We start from the raw sequence: 14,533 nt of genomic DNA, 5'->3' as shown, positions 1-14,533 counted from the left end.
ACTAAATACTGTCCCTAAGTCACTTCTTGTACTTGGGGATATTTGTATTGATTCCTTGTAATTTGTTCAGAATTGGTTGAAGCGATATTACTTGCTAATCAATAGCCACTTTTAGATAAATACTGATATGTTTAAGAATACCAGCAGAGTGAATTATCTAAGAAAAATGGTCTCTTAAAATGCAGCGCAGATAATTATCAAATATCGTGGGTTTACTCCAATCGCTAAGTTGCCGAAAAATGGGAGAAAAAAACCACATTACTTAGCATAATTTAAAGTGTTTTTTCTGCTATATTACAAGAGTTAATATTTGTTGCCTAAGTTAGCTAAACCGCGAAGTAAAATTAACCTGAAGGATTACGTCATGGATCGTCGAAATTTACTGAAAGTTATTTTAATTGTCATTTCATTCTTGTGTTTTTCTAATGTTCGGGCAGCGCCAGTGCCACACGAACCACACATTGTTTTCCTAAATCCCGGTGAACCTGTGGATCGTGGTAAAGGGATGTTTTGGCCGCTGACAGCTCGTTTGATGTCTGTCGCAGCAAAGAGCTTTGGAATGAACCTTGAAGTGTTGTACGCCGAGCGTGATCACTTACTCATGTTGCGTCAAGCTAAAAGCGTAGCATTACGTGCTGAACGACCAGATTACGTTGTCATGGTTAATGAGAAACAGACTGCTGAAGAAATGCTTCGTTTGTTTGCTGGTACCTCGACCAAAGTTATTCTAATCCACAACGACATGACTACAGAACAACGACATGAGATTGGTAACGAACGGGAAAAAATGAGTCACTGGATAGGGACGGTAACGACGGACGAACCTTCTGGTACATACCGAATGATGGATGAGTTGTACCGCATACTCGGTGACCAAGAACCACAGGTAATTGGGATCACTGGAGCGCGGGGAACACCGGTGTCGCTTTTACGTGCGCAGGGTGTTACTGACTACATGGCAGAGGCTGGTAAAGGTAAGCAGTTACAATTAGCATTTGGTAACTGGGGTACTTCTGATGCGCAGACTAAAGCGAGTGTTATGCTAGCGCGTTATCCTCAGGCCAACATTATCTGGGCCGCCAATTACTCTATGGCTTTAGGTGCATTACAATCGGTAGCTGAGCATGGTTCTGATATTCTTGTTGGTAGCACTGCTACTGCTCCATACACTGGTAAAGATGATAAGAATTTGACGGTTAGCTTAGGTAGCCATTTTTTCATTGGTGCTTGGGCGATGGTTCTGTTGTACGACTATCATAATGGATTAGACTTTGCCGAGCATGGTGGGCTGAGGCAGAAGCTCGATTACCTTTCTGTTATTAACTCTGAAAACGCGGCCCGTTATTATCAGGTTGTTTACGAACAAACCGATACCATTGATTTCACGGTTTTTTCGAAGTACTTACACCCTTCTTCTGGAAATTACGCATTTTCATTAACGCCAATAATGCGAAAGGAATGAAATGCACTTTTTGAATAGGCTAACACCGTCAACGACAAGTTTACATACTAAGTTGATGTTGATACTTGCACTTCTAGTTGGCCTTGCTTTGATTTCGGTTACTTTTGTATTGATCGAGCATGAACGACAAATCCGCTTTGCTGAATTGGAGGAGAGGGCGGATAGAATGACAGACTTGATAAGTCAGTCCGTAGCTTATTCTGTTTGGAACGTCGATCTTGTCGCCATCGATGACCTACTTACTTCGTTCGCATCCGATCCCGAAGTTGTTCATGTAAGCGTGAAGGCTGTTGGTTACGGCGACTTAAAAGAAATCTCAAAGTCACCTCAGTCATTGATCAATCCGCTTGTCCGGGTCAAGGCGATAAATTTTAGTGCTGCAAATACGAATTTGCAAAAGATAGGTGAAGTTCGAGTCGTATTTTCTAGGGCACTTGTGGAAGGTGCAATTGTTGCAGCACACCGTACTGCATTGGCACTGGTGGCTATTATATTAGCGATACTGTACGTAGGAACCTTCGTACTACTCAAACGTCTGGTAAGTATACCGGTTAATCGTCTCGAATTTATGGTTGATCGAATAGCTAGCGGTGACCTAGATGCTCGATGTAGTGTTGAGTCCAATGATGAGTTGGGGAAGCTAGGCGCACGCGTAAACATGATGGCGGTTCATCTTAAAGAGTCCGACAGAAGTTTGCGTAATGTGCAGGAAAACCTATCTATAACTTTAGATTCGATTGGTGATGCGGTTATTGTTACCGATGAACAAGGTTGCATTACGCGCATGAATCCGACGGCTGAGCGTCTTACGGGATGGTTACAAGCAAACGCACTTAATCAACATTTAGACAAGGTGTTTTGTATTACTAACGCTAAGACAAATCTACCTGGGGTTAGTCCAGTGCAAAAAGTCTTTGAGCATGGTCAGATAGTCGCGCTTGAAAATGGGACGGTGCTTCATGCACTAGATGGTCGTCAATATCAGATTGCTGACAGTGCTGCTCCTATTCGAAAGCCAAACGGTGATGTGGTTGGTGTCGTGTTGGTATTTAGTGATGTCAGCGATAAGTATAAAATGGAACATGAGTTAATCTCGACGCAACGGCATATGCAGTCAATTTTGGACGCAATTCCCGACCCATTATTTGAAGTAGATATGAATGGACTCATACTGCGATACCATGCTCATCGTAATGAATTGTTAGCAGCGCCGCAGCAAAACCTTGCCGGAAAACGTTTTGTAGATATTTTACCTCCAGAGGCGTCACAAGTGTGCATGGATGCGATACAAGACGCGACTATAAATGGATGGTCTACGGGGGCCACTTATGCATTGCCGCTTCCTCAAGGAGAAACGTGGTTTGAACTGTCAGTTGCTGCCATGCCTGAAGGTGACAATACTGGTACGCGTTTTACGGTACTGGCGCGTGATATCACTGAGAGAAAATTAGCTGAAGCTAAGTTGAAACTTGCGGCAAATGTTTTCGTCAATGCTGGTGAAGGGATAATGATCACGGATCCGCAAGACATCATCGTTGATGTCAATACCGCATTTAGCCGCATAACGGGGTACAGTCGAGAAGAGGCTATTGGCCAAAAGAGTAGTATTCTGAAGTCTGATATCCATGACGAGTCGTTTTATGAACAAATATGGCGTGAATTAATTGAGGTGGGGAGTTGGAGCGGTGAAGTATGGAGCCGTCATAAAAATGGTGCAGCGTACGCTGAAATGATGGCCGTTAATGCGGTACGAGATAGCGAAGGTAATGTGCTGCACTACGTAGCGATTTTCACAGATATTACTGACATAAAAAATCATCAAAGTCAGCTAGAGTACATCGCTCATTTTGATACCTTAACCAACTTACCTAATAGAGTACTTCTGGCTGAGCGTCTACAACAAGCCATGTCACAGGCTATTCGAAGTAAAAAGCAGTTGGTTGTCGCGTTTCTGGACTTAGATGGTTTCAAGGAAATCAACGACAGATATTCTCATGAAATTGGTGACAAAGTTCTTGTTATGCTCTCACAGCGCTTGAATGATATTTTGCGTGAGGATGATACGTTGGCTCGCTTAGGTGGCGACGAATTTGTGGCTGTAATTATTGATTTGGAAGATCCTACCGATAGTCTGTATTTGGTGGAGCGTCTTTTAACCGCAACTGAACAACCTATTAAGATAGATAATATTGAATTGCAGGTATCAGCTAGTATAGGAGTTACTTCTTTTCCACAGACTCAAGAAATCGATGCAGAACAATTGATGCGGCAGGCTGACCAAGCGATGTACCAAGCTAAAATAAAGGGTAAAAATCGCTATCATATATTTGACGCAGCACAAGATAATAACTTGCGTTGGCACCATGAAAGTCTAGAGCGAATTTGTTTAGCCTTAAAGCAAAGCGAATTTGTTTTATATTATCAACCTAAGGTGAATTTGCGCAGTGGTCAAATTGTTGGTGCGGAAGCACTGATTCGTTGGCAACATCCAGAAAAAGGCTTGCTGTCACCAGCGGAATTTCTACCTACGATTGAAGACAATCAAATATCAGTAGCTGTGGGAGAGTGGGTGATAGATACCGCATTGACTCAACTCGAAAAGTGGAATAACGAAGGGTTAGATTTTCTAGAAGTTAGTGTCAACGTTGGAGCACGTCAGTTGCAACAGGATGATTTTGTTGAACGTCTTAGATTACTTCTGAGTAAACATCCAAAGGTCAAGCCGAATAAGCTACAAATTGAAGTGCTAGAGACGAGTGCATTAGCTGATATAGAAAAAGTGTCTAACGTTATTGAAGAATGTGCTCGGATTGGAGTCGAGTTTGCAATGGATGACTTTGGTACTGGCTACTCGTCATTAACCTATCTAAAGCAATTGAATGTTGCAATACTCAAGATCGATCAAAGTTTTGTGCGTGATATGCTTGATGATCAGGACGATTTGGCGATATTGCAAGGTGTGATTGGCTTGGCTGAAACGTTTAATCGACAAGTGATAGCGGAAGGAGTGGAAACCCTAGAACATGGTGCAGCATTATTGAAGTTAGGGTGTGAGCTAGCACAAGGTTATGGTATCGCTCGCCCAATGCCAGCGAGTGATCTACCGAGTTGGGTTGCTGACTGGCCAATGAAAAAGGCATGGCATGATCTTAGGTGCCTTGACGTTGAAGTTCAACCTCCTAAATCTTAAATCCTTTCGCTTGTGTTATTGGTAAAAATAATCGGTTACGTCGCATAGTTTAATCTTCGTTTACGTTTATCAATTCAGGATTTAGCTTGGAAAACATCCATTAAATAAAGAACCTCATGACTAAAAGACAATTTATTTCGCATTATTTATATATGAATCGCAAGTCGTACATGCTCGCGATTGTTTTTATTTTTCTTGTCAACTGGCTTCAAGTAGAAATTCCTCGCTATATTCAATTGGCGATTGACCTGATTGATGGTGCTTCCCCTGCGGATCATGACGAGCTAAAAACGTATGTTCAGATAGTTGTGGTTATGGCTGTCTCTATGACCATCATTCGTATTTTTTCGCGAATATACGCGCTTAATCCTGGTCGCATAACAGAAGCAGCGTTAAAAAATGATCTTCTGCAACATCTCAATCGATTACCAAACAGTTTTCATAGCAAATTTGCCTCGGGAAAACTCATTTCAATTATTAATAATGATTTGAGTGGTGTCCGATTGCTGTTTGGGTCCGGTTTTTTGCAATTATTTAATGTTTTGCTTGCGCTGTCGTTAACCCCTTTATGGATGTGGCGTATTTCTCCGGAGCTGACGCTTTACTCTGTTATTCCAATTACGATAGCGTTTGTGATTTTCCGTATCGGCTTTAAGCGAATGAAAAAATTGCACATGGAGCATATGCAGCGGCTACAAAATCTCTCTGCTCAATTAATGAGCTATTTATCCGGTATTGATTTGATCAAAAGCCAACAGATGTCCCCCTGGGTGAAAAATGAGGCAGAGAAACTCAATCAGCTTTTACTGAACTGCCGAATGAAGATCACACGTATTCAAGTCTTCTTTATGCCTGTTTTAGATTATGCCAATAACCTGATGAAAATACTGATCCTTGGGCTTGGTGGCCACATGTTGATGAATGACCAACTTACGTTAGGAGAGATCACCGCTTTTCTTACTTACTCGGTATTGCTTGCTATGCCGTTGATGCAGTTAGGTCGGATTGCAACCATTTATCAACGTGGCATGGTCAGTATTGATAGCGTGCAGACCATTCTGAACGCAGACATTCCTCAACAGAATGTCATACCGCTTTCTAAACCAGAAGTTGAAAAATTGAAGGGCCAAACACTCTCGGTACTAAATCTGAGTTTCAGCTACCAAGGTGACGACCGATTAATTTTAGACGACATCAGTTTTGATATTCCTGCAGGTAAGAAAGTCGGTGTATTGGGCAGTATCGGCGCAGGTAAAACAACGTTGGTGAACTGCTTAAACCATCATCTGGATGTTCCGGTAGGCGCTATTTATCTAGGCGATAAAGATGTAACAACCATTACCCGCAGCGATTTACGTCGATATGTAAAGACAGTTACACAAGATCCTTACTTATTCTCAGCAACAGTCGAGGAAAATATTCGCTTTGGTAGCAGTGATGTTGATATTGCTAAAGCTCAGGTCGATGAAGTGCTTGAACTGAGTCAGTTAGCCAGCGATGTTTATCGTTTTGAAAAGGGTGATCAAACACTGGTTGGGGAAAAAGGCATTATGCTGTCTGGTGGTCAAAAGCAACGCTTAAGTATTGCTCGTGCACTGCTTAAGCCCAGTGATTTGATTATCATGGACAATGTACTTTCAGCAGTTGACTACGAAACTGAACGTAAAATTTTGGAAGGTTTGTTTGGGCAGATGAAAACACAGTCTGTTTTAGTGGTGTCTCATCGTGTTAACGCGCTTGAATACATGGATGAAATTATTGTGCTCAATGAAGGTAAAGTTATCGCTAAGGGTAATCACACCACTCTCATTCGAACGTGCCCTTATTACTATGAAACCTGGCAATTGCAGCAAAATGAAACGGAGGCTGAAGCATGTTAAAAGCCGCTGACGTTCAATATTTAAAACATTTCTTCAAATACGCTAAAAAGTACAAAAAATCGGCGCTGCTTGGCATTGCAATGCTACCGCTTTCGGTGACGACTAGTTTACTGTTCCCATGGCTAATTATACAAGTGATTGACGTACATCTAACCCAGAGAAATATGGATGGGTTATCACTGCATATTTTTTATCTACTTCTTGTACTCGTTGCAAACTATGTTGTAGACACTACCTACTCATACAATTTACGTAAAACGGGCCAGTACACCATTACAGACATGCGATCGGTGTTATTTGATCGTGTGCTTAAATTGCCACGTAGTTATTTCGACAGCAAGCCAACAGGTGTGACACTTTCACGTTTAACGAGTGATTTGGAAACCATTGGCGACTCTTTTGTCCAATCTATTGTGGGGTTGGTGAAAGACTCTATTAATACTATTGCTTTGCTTATTATGATGCTGTTTATCGATTGGCAGTTGACACTAATTGTATTGATCATCATGCCGCCGGTTATGTATTTAACTATGTACGTTCGTAACCGCCTACGAGCGTTGTATCAGATAACACGTTCGGCGCTGGCTCGTGGAATTGGTTTTCTTCAGGAAGCGTTACTAGGCGTGAAAACGGTTCAACTATATCGAGCCGAAGAGGAAGTAGAGAGGAAATACAAAGGCTTTACCGATGAATTTTTAAAAGCTCAAATGAAAGCGAATAAATATGATGCGATACTGTTTGCCTTTATTTCTGGTGTTACCTCTATCACCATAGCGTTGATGATCTGGTATGGGTCGGGTCTGGTTATTCAAGACGCACTAACATTGGGCGTATTGATTGCATTCATCAATACGCTAGAAAAAGTTTTTGTGCCTATCCGTGACTTCACTTCGCAAATTGCTTCGATACAGAGTTCGTTTGCCGCTTTTGACCATATTGAAGAGCTGTTTGTTGAGCCGATGGAAGAAGAGGGGCGTAATCTACTACCGAGAGATAAGGTAGAAGAACCGTTAGCCAAATTTACTTGTCTTGAATTCAAGAATGTGAGCTTCCGTTACAACGTTGATTCGCCATACGTACTTAAAAACGTTTCATTTATGCTAGAGCAAGGTCACCAGATAGCTCTAGTGGGTTCAACGGGGTCCGGCAAGTCAACTATACTGCGGTTGATCTCTAAAACGTATCAGGATTACGAAGGCAGTATTCTTCTGAATGGGATAGAGCTTAGTGATATTTCCATCGACGATTCTGCGCATCTATTTTCTTTAATGATGCAGGATGTTCATCTGTTTGAAGAAAGTATTCAATTTAACATTGCGCTCGGCAAGACGGGCATCTCACGTAAACAGGTCGAGCAGGCTGCGAGCTACGTTTATGCCGATAATTTTATTGAACAATTACCTGAAAGCTATGATTTTTGTTTAGACAAAAATGGCTCAAATCTATCGGTAGGTCAGACTCAGTTGATCTCTTTCGCTCGGGCGGTTGCGCAGGGCGGGCAGGTCATGATGTTGGATGAAGCAACAAGTTCCGTTGATTCAATCACCGAAGACCTTATCCAGAAAGCCATGCAGCGTCTGTTTAAGGAAAAGACGATCATTGCTATCGCTCACCGCCTGAGTACAGTGCGCCATTCAGATATGATTTTAGTGCTAGAAAAGGGAGAGATAGTAGAACAAGGAAATCATTATGATCTGGTTGCTCAGAATGGTGTCTACGCAGGTTTATTGAACGAGTCGATAACGCAAACACCTGAACTAGAGGTTGCGATTTGAAGTGTGGCATTCTTATCTTCGTCGACATTAATACCTAGTCTATTCAAACCCTTGCATACTGAAAACCGAATAGAAGCTGAGTATTCTCTTATCCCTCGGGTAAATAGAATGGCATCGACCCCACCTATTTGTACCATATAAGAACCGATGAATGCTCTGATACGCTGTACGAACATATCCATTGCAAGCTGTGCTCTTTGATTTCCATTTTTAGATGCTTTTTAAACATCCATGTGTGCTTTTTGGCAATAAAGACAAGTTCGATGGTTCAATATCACCACAACGTGTACCCATCATCAAAGCAACTAATGGGGTAAAACCCATCAATATACCTCCTTTAATCGCGCATATGCTAGCGCTATTGCCGAGGTGGCAGCTGATGATGTTTAGGTCTCCAATCGGTTTATTCATTTTCTTCAACACTATTTTACTTTAAAGGTAAATGTGTCGAGTCTTTTTAAGTAAAAGTAGACCCTCAATCTGTACCGGTTCCGTGGCATCGAAGTAGGCGGTTTATGTTGTCATATGAGTATTCATGCGTTTCTCAACATTTAGATATTCGTTGGTAGACAGTAAGGAATATTGATCGGAAATATCTGGGTTCAAGTTTGTCAGCACTAATGCAACGAAGAGGTAATAAAACCTCTCCATCCTAAACAGAAATAATCGGTAGCAGCATGGCTGGTAGCTTAGATAAAGGTACGATGTGATGGAAGTATATCTATATGGACATATACAAGACATCGGTTTTGTCTTGACGTCATGCACCATGCGGCTTGGCCATATTACTGTTTTAACATCAGTAATATGGCACTTTTGTCGAGCCTAATTTTAAAAAGTCGAAGAACGGATACCTTTGCTGCGTCGCGTAAGATGCGCTAGTTAAACTGACAACACCATATTAATGTCTTGGGTTACTTTTTGCATGATATTTGAAGTGATTTTCAGGTCAGAGTCTATTTTCTCCATGTCAACAGAGGTTGTAGATAGGTTTTCTGTCATATTCTGAGTGGCTAATGTCTGTTCATTCACTGACTCTGCGATAGATAAAACGATACCATCTACCTGAACCATGATTTCACTTATACTTGCCATCTTTGATTTTGCATCGTCTGATTCGTTTTGAATGTCACAGATTTTTTCTTTTATTTCAACAGATGCTTCGGATGTTTGTTTTGCGAGTTTTTTTATTTCATTGGCAACAATAGCAAAACCTCTGCCAGCGTCGCCAGCCCTTGCCGCTTCGATGGTTGCGTTAAGAGACAGTAAATTGACCTGATCAGAAATGGCAGATATAGATTCTACTACTTTGCCAATATCCTGAGCAGCATGGCTTAAAACATCCACTTGATTTGCTGAGTCACGTACGTTTTTGACTGCTTCTTGGGCGACACTGCGACCCATATTGGCATGATTAGAAATGCCACTAACCGTTGAGTGTAATTCTTCTGACGCCGTTGATACCATTCCAAGCGCTATATTAACTTGATCTGTGGCTTCTGAAATAGAACTTAGCGAACCTGACATTTCAGAAATTCCTGACAATGATAAATCCACCAGTTGTCTTCTCTGCAATCCTGATTTTGAAAAAGTGTTGGCGATTAGAAAAAGTAGATTTGCAGCGGCGATGAGTTTATCAGGGGTAATAATCGAAATTTTTTTCAACGCTTCAATATACTTATCTTCATCAATACTAAGGTTTCTGGCGATGGCTCTAAATTCTTCTTCATCCGGTTTATGAGTTAGCGTTTGCCCGCCAAGGATACTGCCAATCTGAGTGCCTTCAATAATTATTGGTACGCCAAAATCTATTAACCCAGTATGGCATTTATAGATGGCTGGCTTGTTAGTATGACCAGAGATAGTACCGCCGCCTCGATCACATTGTGTACAAAGATCCGACCCTTTTTTACTCTCTCTCGTATGCTCCATACAAAAAGAGGTAAAGTTGCTCGGTTTAGTGATGGCGTTTCCATGATTATCAACGGTAATACTTGCTACCCCCATCGCTTTTGCAAATTCGTCTTGAACTTTTTGCAATACGTCAACATCGATCAGCTCTTTAAAAGAATAATCGAGCGTGGAAACCTTTTTTTGATCTTTTATATGTCCAAAGCCCTTTAGCTGCTCATCTATTGTTTTAATACTAATTGACGATTTAGACATATTATCTGTATCTTCAGTAGAAATGACATTCTTATTTCCAAACTTTCGATATAGTAAATAACATATACCAGCAATGCTAAAAGGACTAATATATTTTAAAAGCTCTACAAACATAATAATTTTCTCTGAAATAATTAGAGATGACACATGAGGTCACTATCTGCCCAAGATCATACGTTGAGCACCAATTAAAAATCTTAAATTAAGGTTTTCAACTTAACGAACAGTAAAGCGTGGCACCTTATTCTTCGTGAGCAACTTCAGACCATGCCAACACACCGCGTACGGCACGTTTCCAACCATTGTAACGCTCTACGCGTTTTTCTTCGTCGTGAGCAGAGACAAACGTTCTGTCGATTTCAGCTTTGTTTGAGACTTCATCAATGCTATCCCAGAAACCAACAGCAAGACCTGCAAGATAAGCTGCGCCTAACGCCGTTACTTCTGTTACTTTTGGACGAAGTACATTTGTATCCAAGATATCAGATTGGAATTGCATCAAGAAGTTATTCGCTACCGCACCGCCATCCACACGCAGAGTTGCCAGCTTAATACCAGAGTCCGCTTGCATTGCGTCGATAACATCACGACTTTGATAAGCAATACTTTCTAATGTTGCGCGGATAACATGGTTTGCACCTGTACCACGAGTCATACCAACAATCGTACCACGAGCATACGCATCCCAATATGGAGCACCTAGGCCAGCAAATGCAGGAACAACATATACACCGTTAGAAGAATCAACTTTGGTTGCAAAATATTCAGAATCTTTCGCATCAGAAAGCAGTTTCATTTCATCACGAAGCCACTGGATCGATGCACCACCCATGAATACAGAACCTTCAAGTGCGTAAGCAACTTCACCTTTAGGGCCACACGCTAACGTAGTCAATAGACCATTGTTAGAGGTAATCTTCTCTTTACCAGTGTTCATTAACAAGAAACAACCAGTCCCATAGGTGTTTTTCGCTTGGCCAGGTTCCACACACATTTGACCAAATAGCGCGGCTTGTTGATCGCCAGCAATACCAGCAAGAGGAATACGAGTTCCACCTTTGCCACCAATGTTGGTTTCGCCGTACACTTCAGAAGACGCTTTGACTTCAGGCATCATAGAAAGAGGAATATTGTACTCTTTAAGAATTTTCTCATCCCACTGCAACGACTTAATGTTAAACAGCATAGTACGAGATGCGTTGGTATAATCAGTAACGTGAACACGGCCTTGCGTCATCTTCCAAAGTAGCCAAGTATCGACGGTACCAAAGAGCAATTTGCCTTCTTCAGCTAGCGCTCTTGCTCCTTCAACGTTATCAAGGATCCATTTTACTTTTGTACCAGAAAAATATGGGTCAAGTACAAGACCTGTATTCTCTTTGATGTATGCTTCAAGCCCATCAATTTTCTTCAGCTCATTACACATATCAGCGGTACGGCGACATTGCCATACAATTGCATTATATACTGGCTCACCGGTTTCTTTGTTCCATACAATAGTTGTTTCACGTTGGTTAGTAATACCGATACCAGCGACTTCGTCAGAACGAATCCCTTTTTGTGTAAGGGCTTCTACTAATGTTGAGCTTTGAGTCGCATAGATTTCTAATGGATTATGCTCAACCCAACCCGCTTGTGGGTAAATCTGAGTAAATTCACGCTGTGCCACACTTACAATATTAGCGTCATGGTCTAGAACAACAGTACGTGAGCTTGTGGTACCTTGATCGAGAGCAACGATATATTTCTTAGTCATATTAGGGTCCTTTGTTTCACTTTTTTATTAGAAGTTTTGAACTCTGTTTACGTTAGATTTTTATTTAAGCTTTTGCTTTGGTGTATTCGATTTCACACTCTTAGCATTGATTTGGATTGGTACAATCGGTACTTTCAGTTGATAATTATGCACCGATCACTTTTGGATATAACCAGCCACCAAAGTCGCTACCAGATATCGTCGCAATAACTACTTGAGGGCGCGATGTGCTCAATGAGCACTAACAAAAAAAGGGTATACTGCGTTTAAGATTACTTGGAATACCCCCTTAATTAATCAAATAATAACTCACTGAATACTATGCGTTTCTCTTGCCATCATGAGCTCTTCATTAGTATTAATAATCGCTAACGATACGGTTCCGTTCGCATCTTGGAAAAAAGTATCAGACGCAGCATTCTTATCTTCATCGACCTTGATGCCTAGTCGCTCTAAGCCACTACACACAGAGGAACGAATAGAAGTCGAGTTTTCTCCTATACCTCCAGTAAATAGAATGGCATCGACCCCGCCCATTTGTACCATATAAGAACCGATGAATGCTCTGATACGTTGTACGAACATATCCAATGCAAGCTGTGCTCTTTCATTCCCATTTTTAGCGGCTTGCTCCACGGCTCTACAATCATTTGAAACACCGGATACACCAAGCAGACCAGATTCATTGATCATAATTTGATTGACTTCTTCTACATCCATGTCGTGCTTATTGGCAATAAATACAAGTATCGACGGGTCAATATCACCGCAACGTGTGCCCATCATCAAACCAGCTAACGGCGTAAAGCCCATTGATGTATTAACAGATATGCCCCCTTTAATAGCGCATATGCTAGCGCCACTACCGAGGTGGCAGCTAATGATGTTTAGATCTTCAATCGGTTTATTCATTTTTTCAGCGCATATTTCACTTACGTACTTATGACTAGTGCCATGAAAACCGTAGCGACGAATATGATCATCTTGATAAAAACGGTGTGGAATGGCGTATAAAAAATGCTCTTTTTGTATGCTTTGATGAAACGAGGTATCGAATATCGCTACTTGATTCACTTTTGGTAGTCGTGCTGTTACCGCTTTAATAAATTCGATGTTAACTGGGTTATGTAAGGGGGCGAGTTCTATTAATGACTCTAATGTTTCGATGACATTCTGATCGATGACGACTGATTGACTAAAGTGTTCTCCACCATGCGCGACTCTGTGTCCAATGCTGTTGATCTCGTCGACAGATGTCAAAACATTTTTATGTAATAACTGTTCTAAAAGATAATCAAAAGCTTGCTGAGGGGAATGCAATTTGATGTTCTTAATGGTGTGCTTGTGTTGGTCGATATAAAGAACGAACTCCGCATCGTCCTTACCAATTTTGTCGATCATTCCTTTTACTATTAGTTTCTCTCTTGGCATGAAATAGAGTTGAAACTTTAATGTTGAGCTACCTGCGTTGATAGCTAATATTTTATTTTCCATAATGTTACGGTTATTCCCAGTTTAAAAATTGGCGCAGCTTTAGGACGCCGTCGTTGTTATACGCTGAAGTAGCAAAAATGGTGCTTGCTCCAGCGTCTCGAAGTAGTTGATTTACCGAAGAAGATGAAAGGTCGGGTACTGTGTCTGATTTGGTTACAATACCAATGACTGGTTTATTGAATGCGGTTGCAAATTGAGGTGCAAATAAGCTAGCCGGATTATCAGCGCTCTGAATTAATGCCACCACATCCACGTCATAGGATGCGGTGATGAGAGCGCTATAAAACCTTGGGTTTTCTAAATATTCACCAGGGGTGTCAATAGAGGACAGCCGGAAGTTTAAGACTTGAGTTTTGTCATACTTAAGTGGCAATTTATTTAAGCTTTGAAGCAGTGTTGTTTTTCCGCTTTCACTTCTTCCGACAAACATTATTTTTTTACGCATCATTATGTCCGAGTTAGTGGACAGGTACTAAATTTCATCATGTCACCCAATGTGTAACGAACTTGCTTTAACGCGTACTCAACGGCTGATACGTCGCCAGTAAACACGACAGAGCCGGTGAACCTGTCTACAAAACCAAGTTCGATTGCACCAGATTTAGTAGCTATATCACCAGCTATTATGGCCGCTTCACTTGGAGTGATAGTTAGAATGCCAATGGCATTAGTATCACTACTTAGGCCCATTTTTTGATGTAATGCTTTGTTTGGATTAGCAATTAAGTGAATTAAGGTGATTTGCTTTCCAGGAACATATTCTTGAATAACTCGGTTTTTGTTGTCATCGGTCATTGGTTACTCCTCAAA

The 14,533-nt window shown here is 41.3% G+C and carries 11 protein-coding genes; 4 read left to right on the top strand and 7 right to left on the bottom strand.

The features are described 5' to 3' along the window. Positions 1-364 precede the first annotated feature (364 nt). From PGX00_RS17130 to PGX00_RS17115, 4 genes are all read left to right on the top strand, one after another. Positions 365-1,462 carry an ABC transporter substrate-binding protein gene (locus PGX00_RS17130; RefSeq protein WP_272138835.1) on the top strand — a complete coding sequence of 366 codons (1,098 nt, stop codon included), beginning with the start codon at positions 365-367 and terminating at the stop codon, positions 1,460-1,462. A 1-nt stretch (position 1,463) separates the two neighbouring features. Further along, positions 1,464-4,652, top strand: a complete 3,189-nt coding sequence (locus PGX00_RS17125; RefSeq protein ID WP_272138833.1) for a bifunctional diguanylate cyclase/phosphodiesterase — start codon at positions 1,464-1,466, stop codon at positions 4,650-4,652. A gap of 116 nt (positions 4,653-4,768) precedes the next feature. Continuing rightward, positions 4,769-6,532: an ABC transporter ATP-binding protein gene (locus tag PGX00_RS17120; RefSeq protein WP_272138831.1), complete on the top strand. Its 1,764-nt coding sequence runs from the start codon at positions 4,769-4,771 to the stop codon at positions 6,530-6,532. Then, positions 6,526-8,307: an ABC transporter ATP-binding protein gene (locus PGX00_RS17115; protein WP_272138829.1), complete on the top strand. Its 1,782-nt coding sequence runs from the start codon at positions 6,526-6,528 to the stop codon at positions 8,305-8,307. Before PGX00_RS17120 ends, PGX00_RS17115 begins: the two co-directional genes overlap by 7 nt. Here PGX00_RS17115 and PGX00_RS23010 read toward each other — a convergent pair. The 7 genes from PGX00_RS23010 to PGX00_RS17090 form a co-directional block, all read right to left on the bottom strand. Then, positions 8,247-8,483 carry a hypothetical protein gene (locus PGX00_RS23010; protein ID WP_407702413.1) on the bottom strand — a complete coding sequence of 79 codons (237 nt, stop codon included), beginning with the start codon at positions 8,481-8,483 and terminating at the stop codon, positions 8,247-8,249. The genes PGX00_RS17115 and PGX00_RS23010 overlap by 61 nt on opposite strands. A 34-nt stretch (positions 8,484-8,517) precedes the next feature. Then, entirely contained in the window at positions 8,518-8,730 is a 213-nt protein-coding gene (locus PGX00_RS23005) for a hypothetical protein (protein ID WP_407702394.1), read from the bottom strand. 459 nt (positions 8,731-9,189) lie between these two features. Continuing rightward, the gene (locus PGX00_RS17110) at positions 9,190-10,587 is read right to left on the bottom strand and encodes a PocR ligand-binding domain-containing protein (RefSeq protein WP_272138827.1); all 1,398 of its coding nucleotides are present in this window, start codon (positions 10,585-10,587) and stop codon (positions 9,190-9,192) included. A 127-nt stretch (positions 10,588-10,714) separates the two neighbouring features. Further along, positions 10,715-12,229 carry a glycerol kinase GlpK gene (gene glpK / locus PGX00_RS17105; protein WP_272138825.1) on the bottom strand — a complete coding sequence of 505 codons (1,515 nt, stop codon included), beginning with the start codon at positions 12,227-12,229 and terminating at the stop codon, positions 10,715-10,717. 309 nt (positions 12,230-12,538) lie between these two features. Further along, the gene (locus PGX00_RS17100) at positions 12,539-13,723 is read right to left on the bottom strand and encodes an acetate/propionate family kinase (protein WP_272138823.1); all 1,185 of its coding nucleotides are present in this window, start codon (positions 13,721-13,723) and stop codon (positions 12,539-12,541) included. Positions 13,724-13,733: 10 nt separating this feature from the next. Beyond that, complete coding sequence (locus PGX00_RS17095) at positions 13,734-14,168, bottom strand: EutP/PduV family microcompartment system protein (protein ID WP_272138821.1); 435 nt, start codon at positions 14,166-14,168, stop codon at positions 13,734-13,736. Positions 14,169-14,170: 2 nt separating this feature from the next. Continuing rightward, positions 14,171-14,518, bottom strand: a complete 348-nt coding sequence (locus PGX00_RS17090) for a BMC domain-containing protein (RefSeq protein WP_272138819.1) — start codon at positions 14,516-14,518, stop codon at positions 14,171-14,173. Between the last annotated feature and the right edge of the window lie 15 nt (positions 14,519-14,533).

The sequence above is a fragment of the Vibrio algarum genome (assembly GCF_028204155.1).
In the GTDB taxonomy this organism is placed as follows: domain Bacteria; phylum Pseudomonadota; class Gammaproteobacteria; order Enterobacterales; family Vibrionaceae; genus Vibrio; species Vibrio algarum.
The sequence above is the reverse complement of the archived record's forward strand: the minus strand, read 5'-3'. Positions and strand labels throughout refer to the sequence as shown.

Excerpts from the sequence above, each read along its gene's own strand:
- PGX00_RS17130 (WP_272138835.1), top strand. The coding sequence starts at position 365 with ATGGATCGTCGAAATTTACTGAAAGTTATTTTAATTGTCATTTCATTC.
- PGX00_RS17125 (WP_272138833.1), top strand. The coding sequence starts at position 1,464 with ATGCACTTTTTGAATAGGCTAACACCGTCAACGACAAGTTTACATACT.
- PGX00_RS17120 (WP_272138831.1), top strand. The coding sequence starts at position 4,769 with ATGACTAAAAGACAATTTATTTCGCATTATTTATATATGAATCGCAAG.
- PGX00_RS17115 (WP_272138829.1), top strand. The coding sequence starts at position 6,526 with ATGTTAAAAGCCGCTGACGTTCAATATTTAAAACATTTCTTCAAATAC.
- PGX00_RS23010 (WP_407702413.1), bottom strand. The coding sequence starts at position 8,483 with ATGTTCGTACAGCGTATCAGAGCATTCATCGGTTCTTATATGGTACAA.
- PGX00_RS17110 (WP_272138827.1), bottom strand. The coding sequence starts at position 10,587 with ATGTTTGTAGAGCTTTTAAAATATATTAGTCCTTTTAGCATTGCTGGT.
- glpK (WP_272138825.1), bottom strand. The coding sequence starts at position 12,229 with ATGACTAAGAAATATATCGTTGCTCTCGATCAAGGTACCACAAGCTCA.
- PGX00_RS17100 (WP_272138823.1), bottom strand. The coding sequence starts at position 13,723 with ATGGAAAATAAAATATTAGCTATCAACGCAGGTAGCTCAACATTAAAG.
- PGX00_RS17095 (WP_272138821.1), bottom strand. The coding sequence starts at position 14,168 with ATGCGTAAAAAAATAATGTTTGTCGGAAGAAGTGAAAGCGGAAAAACA.
- PGX00_RS17090 (WP_272138819.1), bottom strand. The coding sequence starts at position 14,518 with ATGACCGATGACAACAAAAACCGAGTTATTCAAGAATATGTTCCTGGA.